General features: G+C 67.8%; 16 protein-coding genes. 2 read left to right on the top strand and 14 right to left on the bottom strand.

Annotated elements, in window-relative coordinates; translation table 11 throughout:
- Nucleotides 1-45: 45 nt before the first annotated feature.
- From J2W23_RS01885 to J2W23_RS01820, 14 genes are all read right to left on the bottom strand, one after another.
- Nucleotides 46-1,536 carry an ABC transporter permease gene (locus J2W23_RS01885; RefSeq protein WP_307647469.1) on the bottom strand — a complete coding sequence of 497 codons (1,491 nt, stop codon included), beginning with the start codon at nt 1,534-1,536 and terminating at the stop codon, nt 46-48.
- A 116-nt stretch (nt 1,537-1,652) separates the two neighbouring features.
- Entirely contained in the window at nt 1,653-2,483 is an 831-nt protein-coding gene (locus J2W23_RS01880; RefSeq protein ID WP_176658094.1) for a substrate-binding domain-containing protein, read from the bottom strand.
- Nucleotides 2,484-2,530: 47 nt separating this feature from the next.
- On the bottom strand, nt 2,531-4,468 hold the full coding sequence (locus J2W23_RS01875; RefSeq protein WP_307647468.1) for a molybdopterin biosynthesis protein: 1,938 nt from the start codon (nt 4,466-4,468) through the stop codon (nt 2,531-2,533).
- On the bottom strand, nt 4,465-5,718 hold the full coding sequence (locus J2W23_RS01870; protein ID WP_307647467.1) for a molybdopterin molybdotransferase MoeA: 1,254 nt from the start codon (nt 5,716-5,718) through the stop codon (nt 4,465-4,467). The genes J2W23_RS01875 and J2W23_RS01870 overlap by 4 nt, the downstream gene beginning before the upstream one ends.
- 116 nt (nt 5,719-5,834) lie before the next feature.
- Nucleotides 5,835-6,233 carry a hypothetical protein gene (locus J2W23_RS01865; protein WP_307647466.1) on the bottom strand — a complete coding sequence of 133 codons (399 nt, stop codon included), beginning with the start codon at nt 6,231-6,233 and terminating at the stop codon, nt 5,835-5,837.
- Nucleotides 6,230-7,474: a formate dehydrogenase subunit gamma gene (locus J2W23_RS01860; protein WP_307647465.1), complete on the bottom strand. Its 1,245-nt coding sequence runs from the start codon at nt 7,472-7,474 to the stop codon at nt 6,230-6,232. Before J2W23_RS01860 ends, J2W23_RS01865 begins: the two co-directional genes overlap by 4 nt.
- Before the next feature lie 12 nt (nt 7,475-7,486).
- Nucleotides 7,487-7,738 carry a hypothetical protein gene (locus J2W23_RS01855; RefSeq protein WP_307647464.1) on the bottom strand — a complete coding sequence of 84 codons (252 nt, stop codon included), beginning with the start codon at nt 7,736-7,738 and terminating at the stop codon, nt 7,487-7,489.
- Nucleotides 7,735-8,355 carry a formate dehydrogenase FDH3 subunit beta gene (fdh3B, locus tag J2W23_RS01850; RefSeq protein ID WP_176658089.1) on the bottom strand — a complete coding sequence of 207 codons (621 nt, stop codon included), beginning with the start codon at nt 8,353-8,355 and terminating at the stop codon, nt 7,735-7,737. The genes J2W23_RS01855 and fdh3B overlap by 4 nt, the downstream gene beginning before the upstream one ends.
- A 9-nt stretch (nt 8,356-8,364) precedes the next feature.
- Nucleotides 8,365-11,346: a formate dehydrogenase subunit alpha gene (locus J2W23_RS01845; RefSeq protein WP_176658088.1), complete on the bottom strand. Its 2,982-nt coding sequence runs from the start codon at nt 11,344-11,346 to the stop codon at nt 8,365-8,367.
- 9 nt (nt 11,347-11,355) lie between these two features.
- Nucleotides 11,356-11,580, bottom strand: a complete 225-nt coding sequence (locus J2W23_RS01840; RefSeq protein ID WP_176658087.1) for a formate dehydrogenase — start codon at nt 11,578-11,580, stop codon at nt 11,356-11,358.
- A gap of 102 nt (nt 11,581-11,682) precedes the next feature.
- Nucleotides 11,683-12,300 carry a TorD/DmsD family molecular chaperone gene (locus tag J2W23_RS01835; protein ID WP_176658086.1) on the bottom strand — a complete coding sequence of 206 codons (618 nt, stop codon included), beginning with the start codon at nt 12,298-12,300 and terminating at the stop codon, nt 11,683-11,685.
- Entirely contained in the window at nt 12,297-14,375 is a 2,079-nt protein-coding gene (locus J2W23_RS01830) for a 4Fe-4S dicluster domain-containing protein (protein WP_307648049.1), read from the bottom strand. Before J2W23_RS01830 ends, J2W23_RS01835 begins: the two co-directional genes overlap by 4 nt.
- On the bottom strand, nt 14,335-14,970 hold the full coding sequence (locus J2W23_RS01825) for a DUF3306 domain-containing protein (RefSeq protein WP_307647463.1): 636 nt from the start codon (nt 14,968-14,970) through the stop codon (nt 14,335-14,337). Before J2W23_RS01825 ends, J2W23_RS01830 begins: the two co-directional genes overlap by 41 nt.
- Nucleotides 14,963-15,553 carry a DUF3305 domain-containing protein gene (locus J2W23_RS01820; protein ID WP_307648048.1) on the bottom strand — a complete coding sequence of 197 codons (591 nt, stop codon included), beginning with the start codon at nt 15,551-15,553 and terminating at the stop codon, nt 14,963-14,965. Before J2W23_RS01820 ends, J2W23_RS01825 begins: the two co-directional genes overlap by 8 nt.
- Nucleotides 15,554-16,051: 498 nt before the next feature.
- Between J2W23_RS01820 and J2W23_RS01815 the strand changes: the two genes are divergently transcribed.
- Nucleotides 16,052-17,839, top strand: a complete 1,788-nt coding sequence (locus J2W23_RS01815; RefSeq protein WP_307647462.1) for an NADH-ubiquinone oxidoreductase-F iron-sulfur binding region domain-containing protein — start codon at nt 16,052-16,054, stop codon at nt 17,837-17,839.
- Nucleotides 17,840-20,713, top strand: coding sequence for a formate dehydrogenase subunit alpha (gene fdhF / locus J2W23_RS01810; protein WP_307647461.1), 2,874 nt, complete (start codon nt 17,840-17,842; stop codon nt 20,711-20,713).
- Nucleotides 20,714-20,721 lie beyond the last annotated feature (8 nt).

Genomic DNA, 20,721 nt, shown 5'->3' with positions numbered 1-20,721 from the left:
GTAGCCGGCTGGCGACTGCCCACGCCTCGGTGCCGCGTGGAAGCGCTACGGCCGCAGGTGCCAGCCAAGTTCCCCCTGGAGAAACTGGGCGGCTTCGGCAGGCAAATCCTCTGAATCGAAGAAGTGCGCAACCGGACGCTCGACGACGATCCGTCCTGCATGCAGATAGGCCACGCGCGTGGCCAGGCGCTTGGCCTGTCCGAGGTTGTGGGTGCTCATCACGATCGTCACGCCGCTGCTGGCGACCTCTTCGATGAGGGCCTCGATCTCGTTCTTGGCGCCGGGGTCCAGGCTGGCGGTCGGCTCGTCCAGGAACAGGATGTCGGGCTGCAGCGCCCAGGCGCGCGCGAGGCCCAGGCGCTGCTGTTGTCCGCCCGAGAGCGAACGGGCGGACCGCGCCGCAAGTTCGAGCAGGCCGACGCGCGCCAGCGCCTCGCGGCAGCGCGGGCCGCGCTCGGTCGCCGCAACGCCGGCCAGCCAGAGGCCGACGCGCACATTGCGTTCCACCGAAAGGCTCAAGAGAAAGGGGCGCTGGAACAGCATGGCCGCGCGTGGCAGGCGGCCTTCGGGTTGCAGCGGCAACCATTGGCAGCGGCCTTCGCAGGGCAGGAGGCCGTGCAGCAGCCGCAGCAGGGTGGTCTTGCCCGAGCCGTTGGCACCGACAAGGACGAGCCGGTCGCCGCGGTTCAGGGTGAGCGAGGCATCGTCCAGTGCGACCAGTGTGCCGAAGCGCACCGTGACGTTCTCCGCCTGAATCAAAGGCGTTGCCTCGGCCGCGACCGGCGCGCGAAGGCTGGGCTTCGGCACCGCAACATGCGGCGCCACCTGTACGGCGCGCAGCGGGCGGGTGGCGATCCATTGAAGCAGCCCGATGGCGCCGTTGACTGCGCCGACGACCGCCAGCAGCACGAAGCCCAGCGCCAACGCGAGCGCCAGGTCGCCCTTGCTGGTCTCCAGCGCGATGGTGGTGGTCATCACGCGCGTGACGCCGGCGATGTTGCCGCCCACGATCATCACGGCGCCCACTTCTGCAATGGCCCGCGCGAAGGCGGTGAGCAATACGGTGGCCACGCCCATCCGGTCGTGCACCAGCATCAGCAGCGAGGTGGTGAGGGGCCCTGCGCCCAGCGAGCGCAGCTGGTCGCCGCCATCGGCCAGCGCCGCCATCACGAGCCGGCGCGACAGGGCGGCGATCAGCGGTGTGACGAGCACGCTCTGTGCCACCACCATCGCCGTCGGCGTGAAGAGAATGCCCAGTTCACCCAGCGGCCCCGAGCGCGAGAGCAGCAGGTACACCAGGAGGCCGACCACCACGGCGGGCAGGGCGAGCAGCGTGTTCACCAGCCACACGGCCAGCACATGCCCCGGGAATCGCGCGACCGCCAGCCACGCGCCCAGCAGCAGGCCGAACAGCGCACCGATCGCACAGGCCGTTGCGCTCACCTGCAGCGAGAGCGCCGTGATGCGTACGAGTTCGGGGTCGGCGTGGCGGATGAGTTGCCAGGCCAGCGCCCAGCCTTCGGTCATGGTGTTCATCGCAGGACGGCTATTGCTGCAAGCGCGAGGCCATGGTCATGCAGCGAGCGATGGAGGCCGCAGGCCGTAGCCGGACGGCACGGCACCCGGAACCTCTCCGTCCAAACTGCCGCCGTTCACTGGTTCGCGTTCGGGAAGAAGAGCTGCTCGCCGCCGATCTTGTACGAGGCGATGGCGGCTTGCCCATCGCGCGACACCACCCAGTCGGAGAAGGCCTGCGCCAGTTCCTTCTTGACGTGCGGATGTTTGGCCGGGTTCACGACGATCACGCCGTACTGGTTGAACAGTTGCTTGTCGCCTTCGACCACGATGCCCAGGTCGCCGCGATTCTTGAAGTTGAGCCAGGTGCCGCGGTCGGAGAGCACATAGGCATTGGTGGAGGCGGCGATGTTGAGCGCCTGGCCCATGCCGCAGCCGCACTCCTTGTAGCCGGCAGGCTTGGCGGCGGCGAGGTCGATGCCGGCCAGCTTCCACTGCCGCAGCTCGGCCGAATGGGTGCCGCTCTTGTCGCCGCGCGAGACGAAGCCGCTGCCCGTTGCGCCCAGCCGCTTGAGTGCCGCCGCGATGTCGTTGCCGCGCACGCCGGCCGGGTCGGCTTTCGGTCCGATCAGCACGAAATCGTTGTACATGACCGCGTGGCGCGGGAGCCCGAAGCCTTCGGCGACGAACTTCTCTTCGGCCGGCTGGTCGTGCACGAACAGCGCATCGGCATCGCCGCGGCGCGCCATGTCCAGCGCCTGGCCCGTGCCCACGGCCACCACGCGCACCTCGATGCCCGAGGCCTGCGTGAACTGTGGCAGCAGGTGCTTGAAGAGGCCGGACTGCTCCGTCGAGGTGGTGGACGCCAGCACGATGAACTTGGCCTGCGCCTGCGCGAGCGGTGCGAAGAGCGCGCCGGCGAGAACGCCGGCAAGGGCGAGGAGGGCGGAGCGTCTGCGGGAGGTCATCGTGCGGTGGTCCTCAAGAGTTGGAAGCGTTGGAAATGCATCGGATGTCAGGCCGCAGCAGTTGCGCCGGGCGCGTCGTCAACGCGAAAGCCCAGGCCGCGCAGCGCCTCGCGGGCCGCGGCCGATTGCAGCAGCGCAACGAAGGCCTGCACGGGCGCGCGGTCCCGCCGCGCCTTGGGTACGACGAAGTCGTAGCGTTCTTCCTGCACGGGAATGAAGCCGAGGCCGTACTGCCGCGCGACGGTGTCGATGGCCATGCCCCAGTCGGCGCGCTCCTGGGCCACGGCCACCGCCACCGCGTTGTGCGACTTGGTCTGCACACCGTAGCCGGGCGGCTTCGCGCTGCCGAGCAGGCGGTCGATGAGGATGCGCGTGCCGCTGCCGGCGTTGCGGTTGACCATGGTGCAGCCGGGCTGCGTGGTCGCGACCGCGATGGCCGCGGCGGCATCGAGCCCGTCGAAGCGCTTGTCGCCCGGGCGGTAGACGATGCCCTGCATGCGGCCGTACCCCGGAACCAGCTCGAGCGCCGGTGTGAGCAGCGGCAGGTTGTAGACGCCGGTCGCCGGGTCCATCAGGTGGATGCCCGCCACATCGCATTCGCCCCGCCGGGCGGCCATGAGCCCGCCGGTGCTGCCCACGTTCATGGCCTTGATGCGCAGGCCCTGGCGCATCAGCTCGCCGGTCAGCCAATCGAGGCCGACGCAATGGCTGCCGATGAAGATCAGGTCGGCCGGGTCCAGCCCCTGGCCCAGCAACTGCACCTGCACCGGCGCGCCGGCATCGACGATTTCGGTGTGCTGGCCGATGGTGATGAAGCCATCCGCGCTGCTGAACGTGGTGACGGAGCCCGAGCCCTTGCCCATCGGGTAGGCGGCCACGCCCCGGTCGGTGGGCACCAGGCCCACCAGCAAATACTCGGTGCGGCCACGCTCGGAGTTCACGCGCATGGGCAGCGTGGCCGCGATGTGCTCGCGCCGCTCGGGCGGCTGGCCTGCGAAGGCGCGGATCACGGGCGCGAGGAACTCATGAAAGGTGAAGACCGCCGAGGTCGGAAAGCCCGGCAGGATCACGACCGGCTTGCCGCCCGTGACCGCCAGGCACACCGGCTTGCCGGGCTTGAGCGCCACGCCGTGCGCCACGATGCCCGGGTCGCCGAGCGCGGCGACCACGCGATACGAGAGGTCGCCTTCACCCTTGGACGTGCCGCCGGAGAAGACCACGGCATCGCATTCCAGCCCTCGCGCGAGGGCGGCCGACAGCAGGGCCTCGTCGTCCGGAATCACGCCCAGGCGCACCGGCAGGCCGCCCAGTTCCTCGACCGCGGCGCCGATGATGGCGGCGTTGGAGTCGTACACCGCGCCCGTGGGCAGCGGCGCACCGGGCGCAACGATTTCGTTGCCGGTGGAGAAGATGGCCACGCGCGGTTTGCGATACACACCCACCTCGGCCAGGCCCAGCGCCGCGAGCACGCCGATCTCCCGCGAGCTCAGCGGCTGGCCGGCGCGCAGCACGGTTTCGCCGCGTGCGATGTCGGTGCCGGCGTAGCTGACGTTCTCGCCCTCGGTGGCCGCGCGGCGGATCTGCACCCGGCCATCGTCGGCATCGGTGTGCTCCACCATCACCACCGCATCGGCGCCGCGCGGCAGCATGCCGCCGGTGGCGATCGCGGTCGCCTGGCCGTGCGCCACTTCGCGCCGGGGCACGATGCCGGGCGCCAGGGTCTCGCCGATCAGGGCCAGCGAGCGCGCCTGTTCTTCCATCGCGCCCCAGGTGTCGGCGGCCTGCACGGCAAAGCCGTCGACGTTGGAGCGGTCGAAGCCGGGCACGTCGATCGGCGCGGCCACGTCTTCGGCGAGCACGCGGCCCAGCGCCGCGTGCAACGGCACGCTCTCGCGGCCCAGCGGCGCGAGGTTCAGGTGCTCGCGAAAACGGCGCTCGGCCTCGTCCCGCGTGACGACATCGAGAAATTGGGATTGGGCTTTCACGGGCATTCGTAGAGATGGACAGTGACTTCGGTCCCCGCGCCGAAGCCTTCGCTTTCGGCAGGGACGACCACGAAGCCGTCGGCGCGCGTGGTCGAGCTCAGCACGGAGGCACCGGAGAGCGCGAGCGGCTCCACGCCCTCCGGGCCGATCTTCACGCGCACATAGTCGACACGCCCCACTTGCGAGACGATCTTGCGCGCGACGGCCGCACGCGTGCGGGGGTAGGGCCAGTCGGCGGGCCGGCCGCCGAGCCGGCGGATCGCACGGCCTGCGAAGAAGTCGTAGGCACAAAGACAGGAGACAGGGTTGCCCGGCAACAGGAAGACCAGCGTGTCGCCGATGCGGCCCATGCCGGCCGGGCTGGAAGGCCGCATCGCGATGCCATGGATGGCCAGCTCGCCCCGTTCTGCCAGGAGGCGCGGCGCATGGTCCTCGGCACCCACGCTGGAGCCGCCGGAGACGAGCACCACGTCGGCACCCGGAGCCGCAAGCGCTTCTGCAATGACCTGCGGATCGTCGCCCAGGCGCTGGTGAGATTCGAGCAGCCCGCCGTCGCGTGCGACCAGGCCGCGCAAGGTCACGGAGTTGGCGTCGTAGATCTCGAAGGGGCCCTTGGGAGTGCCGGGCGGCCGTACCTCGTTGCCGGTGACGAGCAGCCGCACGCGAGGCTGGCGCACGACCTGCAGTTGCGCGAGACCGAGCGAGGCCGCCAGTCCCGCGTCCTGCGGGCGAAGCCGGCGGCCTGCGGCGAGGGCCGCGCTGCCGCGCGCGATGTCTTCGCCGACGTGGCCTACGTGCTGGCCGGGCGCGACGGCCCGCGTGATGGCAAGCCGCCCGTCCTGCTCGCTCGCGTATTCGGCGGGCACCACCGCGTCCAGCCCCGATGGCACCGGTGCGCCGGTCATGATGCGGACGGCGGCGCCCGGGGGCACGTTGCCTTCGAAGGGCCGGCCCGGCCAGGCATGGCCCACGACCGGGAACTCCAGCGGGTTGTATTCGCCGGCACCCGTGGTCTCGCCGCCGCGCAGCGCATAGCCGTCCATGGCCGCGCGGTCGAACTCGGGCACCGCGATGGGCGCGATCACCTCATGCAGGAGCACGCGTCCCGTGGCTTCGTCGACCGCCACGGATTCGCCGGGCAGCAGCGCCGCATGGGCATCGATCCACGCCAGGGCGGCGGGAACCTCGGCGCGCTGGCTGAAGCCGCGCATACGCACATCGGTCGAGACGGGTCGTTCGGGTGGGGGCATCGGGCCAGTATAGAAAGTTGGGTGTCGCTGGCCTCGACGCGCGTCGCGCTTCGCCAATCGCCTGGCCAGTCATCCGCCGAGGGGGGCAGAGGCGGCCAACGGCACCTGCCGCCGGCCTACTTCTTCGGTGCGGGATTCGTCTGGGCCGAGGTCTGGTTCGTGCTGGGCGGCGACGCCGCCGTGGGGGCCGGCGAATGTGCGCCCGATGCCTCGATGGGCTTGGTCTCGGCCGGAGGCGCCGCGGCGTAAGGGCCCGGATCGACGCAGGGCGGCGTGGCCGTTGCCGCGGGCACCGGCTTGCCTGCGGCCTGGGCGCTGGCGCGGTACTTGGCCGCGACCTGGTCTTGCGCCTTGCAGAGCAGGTAGCCGTCGATCTTGGCGTTCCACGCGGTCCGGGCCGCGGTGTCGGCGGCCTTGGCTTGCGCTTCGGGCGACGGAGCCGGCAGCTTGGCGAAGACGGAAGGTGCAGCCAGCGGGAGCGCCAGCGCGCAGAGAAGGGTCAGCGTGTGCTTCATGCGGAGGTTCCTTGCACTGGCACCGGCCGCGCAGGCTCCGATGCGGCGGGCGGCGACGAACGTTGCGCCGGAATCTTGCCGGCCTCGATGTCGTCGTACCAGAGCTTGTGATGCTCGCGCGCCCAGGCCTCGTCGACGTAGCCTTCGCGCATCGCCTTGTAGGCGCCGGTCATGCCCAGCGTGCCGATGTAGATGTGGCCCATGATCATGGCCATCATCAGCAGCGTGGCCACCGCATGCACCATGTGCGCGATCTGCATTTCGCCGCGCGTGTAGACGAAGCCCGGCAGCAGTTTGTCGAGGAACAGCCCGGAGCCGATGACGATGCTGCCGAGAAACAGCACGCCGCCCCAGAACACCGCCTTCTCGCCGGCGTTGAAGCGGTGCGACGCAGGCTCCGTGCCGCCGAACAGGCCGCCGCCTTTGCGCAGCCAGGTGAGGTCTTCCTTGCGCGGCCAGTTGCTGCGGATGAAGGTGAAGATCATGAACAGCGTGGTCACCACGAACAGCGGCCCGACGAAGTTGTGCACGGTCTTGAGCACGTACGCGAGGTAGCCGAACAGCGAACTGCCGAGCACCGGCATCAGGAAGAACTTGCCGAAGGCCATCACGATGCCCGAGATCGCGAGGGTGACGAAGGCAATCGCATTCGACCAGTGCGTGGCGCGCTCGAAGGGCGTGAAGCGCTCGATCTTGCGGCCGGTCTCCGGCTCGTGCAGGCGGATCGGGCCGCGCGTGAAGTAGAAGATCGCCAACGCCAGCAGCGTGACGAACAGCAGCGCCGCGCCGTACGGAATGATCCAGTTGTTGCGCACCTGGCGCCACGCCTCGCCCGCGTTGGTGAAGCGCGAGCCCGGGTACTGCACGAAGCCCTGGATCAGGTTGCCGGCCTCGGGCGCCTCGCTCACGGGCAGGCTGCTGTAGCCGGTGACGCCGCCGCTGACCTGGCGCCACATCGGCGCGTTGTTGCCGGGCTGGACCTTGTTGCGCTCGCCGTTGGTCTGGTTGAGGTAGTTGGGGTCGGCGCTGGCCTCGGGCTTGACGTCGAAGATGTTCTGGCTGCGGATGCCGCCGTTGGCTTGCGGCGCCGAGGGAGCGGGGGGCGCGGCGGGTGCAGCGGTGACTGCACCGCTTGCAGCAGGGTTGGCGCCCTGCGCCAGCGCCACTGCGCCGCAGCCCAGGAGCACGGTCGCCAACAGCGCGCTGAACGCTTGCCTGGTGCGAATGGTGACGACGCTCATGCGGCCTCCGGCTCAGTTTTCTCTGGTGTATTCGTTCTGGCCGTTGGAGCGGAGCTTGATCTGTTGCTCCCAGGCGGTCTTGTCGCCCACCTTCCAGCCGGGCGCGGTGAAGACGGTGCCGGTGTTGGCCTGCGTGCCCGTGCCGCTCCAGGGCACCGCATCGTGCTTGACGCCCTCTGCGTTCGTCTGCGGCTTCTCGGTGCAGGCCGCGAGCAGCAAGGCGCCCGACGCGAGCGCGAAGAGGGTCAGGGCCGCGCGTCTCACTTCTTGTCTCCGGTGGGCGGCGTGCCGGCCTGCTGCGAACCGTAGGCCGTGCCCCAGCCCCAGACCTCGGCGCCCGTGCCTCGGTGCAGCACGCGGGTGCGGAAGATGTCGGCCACCACATCGCCGTCGCCGGCCAGCAGCGCCTTGGTCGAGCACATCTCGGCGCAGGCCGGCAGCTTGCCTTCGGCCAGGCGGTTGCGGCCGTACTTCTCGAACTCGGCTTCGGAGCCGTTGGCTTCGGGGCCGCCGGCGCAGAAGGTGCACTTGTCCATCTTGCCGCGCGCGCCGAAGGTGCCCTGCGACGGGAACTGCGGTGCGCCGAAGGGGCAGGCGTAGGAGCAGTAGCCGCAGCCGATGCACACGTCCTTGTCGTGCAGCACCACGCCTTCGTCGGTGCGATAGAAGCACTGCACGGGGCACACCGCCATGCAGGGTGCGTCGGAGCAATGCATGCAGGCCACCGAGATCGACTTCTCGCCCGGCAGGCCGTCATTGAGCGTGACCACGCGGCGCCGGTTCACGCCCCACGGCACCTCGTTCTCGTTCTTGCAGGCCGTGACGCAGCCGTTGCACTCGATGCAGCGTTCGGAATCGCAGACGAACTTCATTCTTGCCATGGGATTTCCTTATGCTTTCTCGATGTTGCAGACCGTGGTCTTGGTCTCTTGCATCATGGTGACGCTGTCGTAGCCGTAGGTGGTGCCGGTGTTGATCGCCTCGCCGCGCACGATGGGCGCCGCGCCCTTGGGGTAGTAGGCAAGCATGTCCGCGCCTTGCCAGTGGCCCGAGAAGTGGAAGGGCATGAACACCGTGTCGGGTCCGACGCGCTCGGTCACCAGGGCCTGCACGTTGAGCTTCGCGCCGGTGGGGGTGTGCACCCAGGCGCGCTCGCCGTTGCGGATGTTCTTCTCGGCCGCGACCTTCGGATTGATCTCGACGAACATCTCCTGCTGCAGCTCGGCGAGCCAGGGGTTGGAGCGCGTTTCCTCGCCGCCGCCCTCGTATTCCACGAGGCGGCCCGAGGTCATGATGTAGGGGAACTTCTCGGCGATCTTGTCGGCGATGTTCTTCTGCTGGACGCTCTTGTAGAGCGTGGGCATGCGCCAGAAGGCCATCTTGTCGTCATGCGTCGGATACTTCGCGGCCAGGTCGGGCCGGGTGCCGTAGAGGGGCTCGCGGTGCTGCGGAATGCCGTCCGGGAAGTTCCACACCACGGCCCGCGCCTTGGCATTGCCGAACGGATGGCAGCCGTGGTTCTTCATGAACACGCGGATCATGCCGCCCGAGCTGTCGGTCTTCCAGTTCTTGCCTTCGGCCTTGGGCTTCTCGGCCTCGGTCAGCTCGTCCCACCAGCCGAGCTTCTTGAGCAGCAGGTGGTCGAGCTCGGGGTAGCCGGTGGTGATGTCGGCGCCCATCGAATGCGAGCCGTCTTCGGCCAGCAGGTTCTTGCCGTTGCGCTCGACACCGAAGTTCGCGCGGAAGTTGCCGCCGCCGTCCATCACATGCTTGGACGTGTCGTAGAGGTTGGGCGAGCCCGGGTGCTTGAGCTCGGGCGTGCCGTAGCAGGGCCAGGGCAATCCGAAGTAGTCGCCCGTCATGTCGTAGCCGTTGACCTTGTCCTTCACGGAGCCCTTGGCCTTGAGCGTGCGCACATCGAAGGCGGCCATGTTGCGCATGTGCGCCTGCAGCCGCTCCGGGCTCTGGCCCGTGTAGCCGACGGCCCAGCACGACTTGTTGATCTCGCGCAGGATGTCGTCGGGCACGGGCTCGTCCATGCCCTTGACCTTCTGCATCTTGTAGTTCTTGCTGAGCTCCTTGCCGAAGCCCAGGCGGTCGGCGAACTGCTGCATGATCATGTGGTCGCTGCGGCTTTCCCACAGCGGCTCGATGACCTTCTCGCGCCATTGAATCGACCGGTTCGACGCCGTCACCGACCCGCTGGTCTCAAACTGCGTGCAGGCCGGCAGCAGGTAGACCGCGCGGTTCGCATTGGCGTCCTCGGGTCGTCCCGGCATCGCTGCCATGGCGGCGGTGGCCGAAGGGTAGGGGTCGACCACGACCAGCAGGTCCAGCTTGTCCATGGCCCGCTTCATCTCGAGACCACGGGTCTGCGAGTTGGGCGCATGGCCCCAATAGACGACGCCGCGCAGGTTCGAGTCCTGGTCGATCAGCTCGTTCTTCTCGAGCACGCCGTCGATCCAGCGCGACACCGTGATGCCGGGCTTGCTCATCATCGCGGGCGATGCGAAGCGGCCCTTGATCCATTCGAAGTCCACGCCCCAGGTGGCGGCGAAGTGCTTCCACGAACCCTCGACCAGGCCGTAATAGCCGGGCAGCGAATCGGGATTGGGGCCGACGTCGGTGGCGCCTTGCACGTTGTCGTGGCCGCGGAAGATGTTGGTGCCGCCGCCCGACTTGCCGACGTTGCCGAGCGCCAGTTGCAGGATGCAGGACGCCCGCACGATGGCGTTGCCGATGGTGTGCTGCGTCTGGCCCATGCACCAGACGATGGTGCCGGGGCGGTTCTCGTGGAGCATCGTGGCGACCTTCAGCACCTGCGCTTCGCTGACGCCGCAGGCCTCCTCGACCTTGTCGGGCGTCCACTTGCTCATCACGTCCGCGCGCACTTCGTCCATGCCGTAGACGCGGTCGTTGATGTAGCGCTTGTCTTCCCAGCCGTTCTTGAAGATGTGGTGCAGCAGGCCGAACAGAAACGCGATGTCCGAGCCCGAGCGGATGCGCACGTATTCGTGGGCCTTGGCCGCCGTGCGGGTGAATCGCGGGTCGACCACGATCATCTTGCAGCCGTTTTCCTTCGCATGGAGCATGTGCAGCATGCTCACCGGGTGCGCTTCGGCGGCGTTCGAGCCGATGTACATCGCGACCTTCGCATTGCGCATGTCGTTGTACGAATTGGTCATGGCGCCGTAGCCCCACGTGTTCGCCACGCCCGCGACCGTGGTCGAGTGGCAGATGCGCGCCTGGTGGTCGCAGTTGTTGCTGCCGAAGAAGCTCACGAACTTGCGCAGCAGGTAGGCCTGCTCGTTGCTGTGCTTGCTCGAGCCGATCCAGTAGATCGCATCGGGACCGCTGGCCTTGGTGAGCTCCTTGAGCCTGGCGGTGATTTCGTCGAGCGCGGTATCCCAGCTGATTCGCTCGTACTTCCCGTTGACCAGCTTCATCGGATAGCGAAGGCGGTATTCGCCGTGGCCGTGTTCGCGCAGCGCGGCCCCCTTGGCGCAGTGAGCGCCGAGGTTGATGGGGGAGTCGAACACCGGTTCCTGCCGCACCCACACGCCGTTCTCGACCACCGCATCGGAGGCGCAGCCCACCGAGCAGTGCGAACACACGGTGCGCTTCACCTCGATCTTGCCGGCGCCGATGGCGACGGGCCTGCCGTCAGCCGCCCGCGCCTTCTGGATCAACGTGAGCTGGCTGGCGGCGAGGCCCACACCGACCCCGAGGCCGGAGCGCCGAAGAAAGGCGCGCCGGTCCATGGTGGGCAATGCGTTCCCGAGGCCGCGCCGCAGGCTGTGGACGAAGGGTGACGTGGTCGGATCGGCGTCGCGCTGACTCGCGCTGCCCGGGGATTTTCTTGTCAGAAGCACGGGGACTCCTCAGGCTGAAGCGGTCTTGTAGTAGCGCTTGACATGCTCGCTCAGGGAATAGCCGCCGCCGTTTTCGGGCGCAGGCGGCAAGGAGGGAGCGGCGGTGGCGACGGGCGCCTCGACAACTTTAGGCAGCGCCGTGACGGCTGCTGCGGCGACGCCAGCGGTGGCGGCACCGAGGAAGAATCCCCGACGGGAGGCCGGTTTGGGACCGGCGTTATGGCTGTCCTGCATCTTGACTCCAGGAGTGGCTAGGCTCGACACGATGTGAAACCGATGTGTGCTTTTGGATACTAGACCAGCATCACTTCATGGGCAACCCGATTTCCCCTTTCCTCAGGCCAGCATGTCGAAAGCCTGCGCCTCGACCTCGCCGAATGCGCGCGTGAAGACCGCGAGCGCCGCATAGAACCGGGCCTTGGGATGCTGGGCGACGGCGTCGCACAACGCGGGCAGCAAGGGCTGGATGTGCTTGGAGAAGATAGCCTGTTGTTGTGTAAGGTTGGCGACCTCCACGTCTTCGCCGGCGATGAGGTAGCGCATCACCTCGAACAGGCAGGCGATGTGGTCCTCGGTTTCGTAGGTGGTCTCCGTGCGCGCAAGACCCAGCCGGTCGAGGTCTTGGCGCAGTTGCACGAGTGGCTTGTCGTTGAGGAAGCCGCTCAGGTAGTGCGAGCCGAAAAGAAAGATATCGGGCTTGCCGATGCCGCCGAAGAGCGCGTCGTATTCGTCGTGCGCGGCGGCCACGCTGGTGTCGCGCGCGATGCCGACCAGCTGGCGCCACGGCTCCTCCAGAAAGGCGCCCGTGGCCGGAGCCTCGGTGGGCGCAACCTGGAAAGCCTCCAGCAGCCCGGCATCGGGTGCCGCGTACCACAGGCGCGAAAGCAGGCCGTAGAGTTCGGCCCGGGCCACCTCCTCGTCGAGTGCGGAGGACGCAGGAAAAGGCTGGCTCATAGCGGGGCGATCTTCACTTCGTTGGAGGCACTGTAGAGGTCGATGACCCGGCAGTCGCTGCACATCTTGAGGCGTTCCAGCGCTTCGCCCTGGAACATCGCATGGCCGGCCAGCTTGCCGAGCATGGCCTCGATCGCTTTCTGCGTGCCGAAGGGCTTGCTGCAGCGGATGCATGCCCAGGGCTTTGCCTCGTTGAGAAGCACCTGCTGCTTGCGTTCGGGCGAGGCCAGCAGACGTGGCACGAGCGAAACGGCATCCTCGGGGCAGGTGGTCTCGCACAGGCCGCATTGAACGCAGTTCTTCTCTATGAAGCGAAGCTGCGGCGCGCTCTGGCTGTCCAGCAATGCGCCGGCCGGGCAGGCACTGACACAGGCCAGGCACAGCGTGCATTTTTCCTTGTCGACCGCGATGGCACCGAGGGGGGAGCCTCGCGGCAGTTCGAAAGCCAGCGGCGCATCGGCAGGCGCCTGCAGGGCAGGCGCCACATCCATCAAATGGTCGAGCGCCATCTCGAGCCTGTCGCGCTTGACGGCGCCGATTGCGAAACGTGCCGGGGTTGCAGGGACCCGTTGTGTGGTCGTGCGCAAATCGGCCAGCGCGGCGTCCAGCACCGCCGTCGAATCGGTCTCGATCACGCGGAAGTGCGTTCCGGTGTAACCCAGTCCCAGCAACAACGCCTGTGCGATCTCCATCTGCTTCCTGAGCGCTGCCAGGTACTGCGGCGCTTCCTCGCGGGTGCAAAGCACGGCCACCTGCGAAGCACCGAAGGCGATCGCACTGAGCCACAGATCGATGCCGGTGCTCGCCGCGTGAAAGAGGCCCACTGGAATGACCCGGGCCGGCACGCCTTGCGCCTTGCCCAGTTGCGCCTGCCGCCCGAGCTGCTCGACCAGCGCCTGGCCGCCTTCCTGGCTGTGCAGAAGGAGCGCGGCATCCCGGCCGCCCGCTGCGGCATAGGTGGTGAGCAGCTTGCGCAGCTTGAGCCCCTGATCGGGCGCGCGAGGGTAGGTGTAGCCCAGCGCGCCTGTGGGGCAGACCGTGGTGCACGCGCCGCAGCCAACGCACAGGTTCGGATTGACCACGATGCGCTGGCGCTGCCTGTCGCTGGTCACGGCATGGGCCGAGCACACCTCGACGCACGCATTGCAGCCGACCACCTCGTTCCGGCTGTGCGCGCAGAGGCTCTGCTTGTAGTCGAAGAACTTGGGCTTTTCGAACTCCCCGACCAGTTCGCGCAAGCGCAACAGCGTCTGGAGGCCCTCGGCATGCGCGACGCCGCCCGGCAGGTGGAAGTAGCCCTGGGGTGGCGCGTGCCAATCGATACGCGGCGAGGCGCCAAGATCGAGCACCAGGTCGAACGCCGCGTCGAGCACTTGAGGCTCGCGCGCGAAATTGATCGCACCGGCCACGGTGCAGGCGCGCTCGCAGTCGCGGTGCGAAGTGCAGCGGGCGTTGTCGATCTGGTAATCCAGGCCGATCGCCTGTTCCGGGCAGGCGACGATGCACGCATTGCAGCGCGTGCACAGGTCGAGGTCGATCGCGTTGTCGCGCGTCCAGCGGAGCTTGAAGGCGCCCAACCAGCCTGCGAGCGAATCGATGCGACCCGCGATCACCGGCCAGCGGCGCTCCTGTGTGCCGCCGAGTGCGCCCGGACCCTGCGCCATGAGGGTCACGTCGAGCGTGTCGCCGACCAGCGCCGCAGCGCGCTCGGCCTCGTCGAGGGGCCCGATGATCAGCAGCCGGCCCTGGCTGTTGTAGCTCACGGTCGAGACGGGTTCGGGCTCGGGCAGGCTGGCCGCGGCCAGGAGCGCTGCGATCTTCGGCATCGCGCGCTTCGCGTCGCGGCTCCATCCTCCTGTCTCGCGGATGTTGACGAAGCGGATCGGCGAAGTCGCAGCGGGCGTCTGCGTGGCGAGCTCGCCGAACAGTCGCTTTTCCTGGGTGCAGGCGACCACCACTTCGTCGCCGGACTGGATGGCGCGCTGAAAGGAAGCAGCTTCGCGGCGGCAGAGCGCCGAATGCAGGGGAAGAGATTCAGCCAGTGCCGCGCCGAGGGTCTTCGGCTCGAGCGGCATCGTCTGGTTGCAGTCGCAGATCAGCGTGGTGGTCATCGTTTTCTTGGCTGGCTGGTTGCGTATCGGCAACCGGCGGGCTGGGAAGATCTCCAGGGTCGGTGGACTGTGCCACGTCCTGCGTCCCCATGGCTTTGGGGGTTTCAGGGGGAATGCTCTCGGGCTCCTCGTCGAAGAGCTTCAGAAATCGGGCGCTCGCCATCTGGCGCAACACGCTGTCGGGCATCGGGGTGGGCTTGGAATAGTCGTCGACGTAGGTGTCGAGACCGTCCATCACATTGAAGTGCGGATCGGAGAAGAGCTTGCGGAAGGCCGCGTTCTTGACCTCGGGTGCCACCTCTTTGGCCAGGAAGGGCTTGTAGTCCGATTCGACGCCCAGCCCCTCCACATCCACGAGTGTCAGTGGCGGCGCCTTCTCCGGTTCGTTCTCGGAGGCAGGGGAGGCATGCGGGGGCAAAGCCTGCGGCAAAGGGGGGGGCTCGGTCGCCTGCATCGGCGCAGGCACCGGCTCGGGCACGGTCTTCGCCTCGACGGCCGCCTCGGCCGCCCGCACCTCTTGCTTGCGCCGTGACCACCGTCCGAGAAAACCCTCAGACATCCCCGGCTCCCCGTCCGCGCTTCTTTTCGGTGGTCACGCTCGCGGCGTTGCCGAAGCGATCGACCAGCGACCGGAAACTCTCGGGCCGACGACGGCGCTTCGGTTCGATCACGTAGTGCTCATCCACGAAAACGCGCACCCAGTCGATCACCTCCGAAGGCGCCGGCACTTGTTCGACAGTCTCCTGCGCGTCGAGCCAGCGCCCGGCCTCGTAGTAGCTGAGCGTCACGACGACCGGACGCGGGATCGGCTCGGGTCCGAGCGTCGCCACCTCGTCCATTCGCCAGAGCACGAACCAGCAGGGCGTCGGCGTGGTCGCGTTGAGGTGGTAGCCCTCGGCCTCGTCGCGGAACAACTCGACCTGGAAGCCCGGATGCAGCCAGCGTTGCTCGCCTTCGTCGTCGTGCAGCAAGCGCGGCTCGGTTCCGAACCCGGGCTCGTCGGGCACCACGCTGTCGAGCGTCCAACGCCAGGGTTGCCAATGGCTGGACGGGCCGTGCAGCCGCTCGCGGCGCATGACGACCGCGACGTCGAGTGTCGGGCGGCCGGCGGCGGAGATCGCAGGAGTTTCCGGGGAAGGCATGGGGCGAACGATAGTCGATGGCGCAGCAGACATTCTGCTGATATCCAGTTTCGCCGGGATGGTCATGCGCGTGGCGCAGCCCTCGAAGAGCGCATCGGTGAATGCCATGCCCCGGCGGGAGTGCGCCGGCTGCGGCAGATCGATCGCACGGCACCACCTTCGCGCCCGTGCGAGGGCAGCATGGCCGCCGCCTCGCCGATACGCGAGAGGAATACATGGGGTAGCATGCCGCGCAAATAAGGAGTCGCATGGCAAACGCCGAGGCCACTCCGCTGCACGGCGAGCTTCGGGTATCGCCCGATCGCCGTGCTGCAATAAGTTGACCACGATCAATGACCTGGCCTCGGGCACCCATCAGCATCGCCACTCAACCGGGTGGCCAAGCAGGACTTGTTGTCCGTCCCCGGCACACGGAATGTGCCGCCTTCGGCGTCATGTTGGTCCCAACGTTCCTTTGCCCCACCCACTGCTGCGAGGCCTGATCACCTCGCCGATGCTATGACCACAGCCATGCGCTCACCTGAACCGGTGCGACTAGCCACGTTAGACGAACTTCGCGGGCAGATACGCCGCAAGAGCAAGCTGAAGGGACGCCAGCCCGACCATGCGGCACTCGAGGAGGTCCAGGCGTTGCTCGGGCCCGGGCCGCACAGGAGGGATCTGCTGATCGAGAACCTGCACCGCCTGAACGACGAGTGGCAATGCCTGCACGACCGGCATCTCGTTGCGCTCGCTCGGGAAATGAACCTCCCGATGGCCGAGGTCTTCGAAGTGGCGACCTTCTACCATCACTTCGAAGTGCTTCGGGGCGACGAGCAGCCTGCCGCGCTGACCGTGCGCGTCTGCGACGGGCTCTCCTGCGAACTGGCGGGTGCCCGCGACCTGCTGCAGCGCCTGCCGGCATTGCTCGGCGCCGACGTGCGGGTGATCGCGGCGCCGTGTGTCGGGCGCTGCGAGCAGGCGCCGGTGGCGGTGGTCGGCCAGGCCCCTGTGGCCAGGGCCACGACAGCCAATGTCAGGACGGCAGTCGACCAGGATGCGAAGACGCATGCGCTGCCTGCCGACGACGGGGTATTTGATGCCGCAGCGGCAGGGCCGGCGTCCATCACCTCATCGCCAGATGAGACGGCACCTGCCTATGTCGGCTATCAGGCATACAGGGCGCGCGGTGGCTATCGGCTCGCGGCCGCGGTGGCCTCTGGCGCGAAGCCGGCAGACGATGTTCTGAAAACAATGACCGATTCCGGCTTGCGCGGCCTTGGCGGTGCGGGTTTCCCCGCGGGGCGCAAGTGGAGCATCGTGCGGCAGCAGATGGCTCCGCGCCTGATGGCCGTCAACATCGACGAAGGCGAGCCCGGGACGTTCAAGGATCGAACCTATCTGGAGCGCGACCCCCATCGATTCCTCGAAGGGCTGCTGATTGCCGCCACGGTGGTCGGCATCGACGCGTGCTATGTCTATCTGCGCGACGAGTACCACGGCTGCCGCGCGATCCTCGAGCGCGAACTCGCACTGCTGCAGGCAAATCCGCCTTGCGCGTTGCCGCGCATCGAGCTTCGGCGTGGCGCGGGCGCCTACATCTGCGGCGAGGAGTCCGCGATGATCGAGAGCATCGAAGGCAAGCGGGGCGAGCCCCGCATGCGGCCGCCCTACATCGCGCAGATCGGGTTGTTCGGCCGGCCGACGCTCGAACACAACTTCGAGACCCTCTATTGGGTGCGCGACATCGTCGAGCGCGGCGCGGCATGGTTCAGCGATTTCGGCCGCAACGGACGCCACGGCCTCCGATCGTTCAGCGTGAGCGGCCGGGTGCGGGAGCCTGGCGTCAAGCTGGCGCCGGCAGGCATCACCCTGCAGGAACTGGTGGACGAATTCTGCGGCGGGATGCTCCCGGGGCACGAGCTGTATGCCTACCTGCCCGGCGGAGCCTCGGGCGGCATCCTGCCGGCCCGCATGAGCGACATTCCGCTCGACTTCGACACCCTGCAGCCGCACGGCTGCTTCATCGGCTCGGCCGCCGTCATCGTGCTGAGCCAGCAGGACCGGGCCCGCGACGCCGCGCTGAACATGATGCATTTCTTCGAGCACGAGAGCTGCGGCCAGTGCACGCCGTGTCGTGTCGGTACCGGCAAGGCAGCCCGGTTGATGGCGGAACCCCATTGGGACCATGCCACGCTGGAGGACCTGAACCAGGTGATGATCGACGCGTCGATTTGCGGCCTCGGTCAGGCGGCGCCGAATCCGGTGCGCTGCGTCCAGAAATACTTCCCCCACGAGGTGCTTTGAATGAATGCACGCGAAGGAACCCTCCTGACGCCCGCCGTCGTCGAGTTCGAGCTCGACGGCAAGCCGGTCCAAGGCTACGAGGGCGAAACGATTCTGCAGGTGGCGGATCGGCACGGCGTCCAGATTCCGCGGCTCTGCTACACGCCGGGTTACCGGGCGGACGGCAATTGCCGCTCCTGCATGGTCGAGATCGATGGCGAGCGCACCCTGGCGCCCAGTTGCTGCCGTGCGCCCGTCGCCGGCATGAAGGTGCAAGCGAAAAGCGAGCGCGCCCTCAAGAGCCAGAAGATGGTGCTCGAGATGCTGCTGTCGGACATGCCGCAGAAGGGGCACAAGTGGATCGGCAACGACGAGACGCTGCAGCATGGCGAGCTGAGCGAATGGGCCTCCCGCATGGACGTCGAAGTCCGCCCCGCGCTTGCGGCCATCAGCCGGACGCAACCCGCGCCCGACCTGTCGCATCCAGCCATGGCCGTCAATCTCGATGCCTGCATCCAATGCAACCGCTGCGTGCGCGCGTGCCGCGAGGAGCAGGTCAACGACGTGATCGGCTACGCCTTCCGCGGCCACGACAGCGCGATCGTGTTCGACCTGCAGGACGGCATGGGCGACAGCACCTGCGTGGCCTGCGGCGAATGCGTGCAGGCCTGCCCGACCGGTGCCCTGATGCCGAAAAGCCATATCGGCGCCCAGGAGGTGGATCGCAAGGTCGACTCGGTGTGCCCGTTCTGCGGCGTCGGCTGCCTGCTGACCTACAACGTGAAGGACGAAGTCATCGTCAGCGTCGACGGCCGCGACGGTCCGGCCAACCACAACCGCCTGTGCGTCAAGGGCCGCTTCGGCTTCGACTACGCACACCATCCGCAACGGCTGACCAAGCCGCTGATTCGCAGGGCCGGCGTGCCCAAGGACCCCGATGCGATCGGCGACCCGGCTGACTGGAGCAAGGTGTTCCGCGAGGCAACCTGGGAAGAGGCGCTCGACCTGGCGGGCAGCAAGCTCAAGTCCTTGCGCGACACGCATGGCCTCAAGGCCCTGGCCGGCTTCGGATCGGCCAAGGGCAGCAACGAAGAGGCCTATCTGTTCCAGAAGCTGGTGCGCACCGGCTTCGGCAGCAACAACGTCGATCACTGCACGCGGCTGTGCCACGCTTCCAGCGTCGCCGCGCTGCTCGAAGGCGTCGGCTCCGGCGCAGTGAGCAACCAGGTCAGCGACGTCGAGCACGCCGGGCTGATCCTGGTGATCGGATCGAACCCGACGGCCAATCATCCGGTCGCCGCGACGTGGATGAAGAACGCTGCGAAGCGCGGCACGAAGATCGTGCTCGCCGATCCGCGGGTGACGGACATCGGCCGGCATGCCTGGCGCACGCTGCAGTTCCGCGCCGACACCGACGTGGCGCTGCTCAACGCGCTGATCCACACCGTGATCGACGAAGGCCTGGTCGACGCCGACTTCCTGACCCGTCGCGCAAGCAATTACGAGGCGCTGAAGGCCAATGTGCAGGGGTATTCCGCGGAGGCGATGGCGCCGATCTGCGGCATTCCGGCCGAGACGATTCGCGAGGTTGCGCGCGAGTTCGCGACGAGCAAGGGCTCGATGATCCTTTGGGGCATGGGCATCAGCCAGCACGTGCACGGCACCGACAACGCGCGTTGCCTCATCGCACTCGTCAGTGTCACCGGGCAGATCGGCAAGCCCGGCAGCGGATTGCACCCGCTGCGCGGACAGAACAACGTGCAGGGTGCCAGCGATGCCGGCCTGATCCCCATGATGCTGCCGAACTACCAGCGCGTGGACGATCCGGGCGTGAATGCGTGGTTCGAAGATTTCTGGGGCGCGCCGCTGGACGACAAGCCCGGCTACACCGTCGTCGAGATCATGCACAAGGCGCTTGCGCCGGACAGCGATCCGCACAAGATCCGCGGCATGTACATCATGGGCGAGAACCCCGCGATGAGCGACCCGGACCTGAACCATGCGCGCCATGCGCTGACCTCGCTCGAGCATCTGGTCGTCCAGGACATCTTCATGACCGAAACCGCCTGGTATGCCGATGTCGTGCTGCCGGCGAGCGCGTGGCCGGAGAAGACCGGGACCGTCACCAACACGGACCGCATGATCCAGATGGGCCGTCGCGCGCTGAACCCGCCCGGCGATGCGAAGCCCGACCTGTGGATCATCCAGCAGATTGCGCAACGCCTGGGCCTGTCGTGGAACTACGAAGGCCCCGAGTGCGGCGTCGCGGCGGTCTACGAGGAAATGCGCCAGGCGATGCATGCCGTGATCGAAGGCGTCACATGGGAGCGCATCGAACGCGAGCAGAGCGTGACCTACCCCTGCCTGTCCGAGGACGATCCGGGGCAGCCCACCGTGTTCATCGACACGTTCGCGACGAAGGACGGTCGCGTCAAGCTGGTGCCGGCGGACATCATTCCTGCCGATGAGCGGCCCGACGCGGCATTTCCCTTCGTCCTGATCACTGGCCGCCAGTTGGAGCACTGGCACACCGGCAGCATGACGCGGCGGGCCAGCGTGCTCGATGCCATCGAACCGATTGCCACCGCATCGATGAATGGTGGCGACCTGCGCAAGCTGGGCGTCGAGGCGGGCGACGTGATCACCGTGAAGTCTCGTCGTGGCGAGGTCGCGCTGAGCGTGCGGCGCGATGACGGCACGCCGACGGGCGCGGTGTTCATTCCATTCGCTTACTACGAGGCGGCCGCCAACCTGTTGACGAACGCGGCGCTGGATCCGTTCGGCAAGATTCCCGAATTCAAGTACTGCGCCGTGGCCATCGTGGCCGGGGGAACCCCGGCGCCGACAACGGGCTATGGCCGGGAAAGCACGGAGGCGGAATCCGTGGTGGCGTAGGATTTCGC

Source organism: Variovorax boronicumulans, assembly GCF_030812215.1.
Lineage (GTDB): Bacteria > Pseudomonadota > Gammaproteobacteria > Burkholderiales > Burkholderiaceae_C > Variovorax > Variovorax boronicumulans_C.
This window is presented reverse-complemented; position numbering and strand designations above follow the sequence as displayed.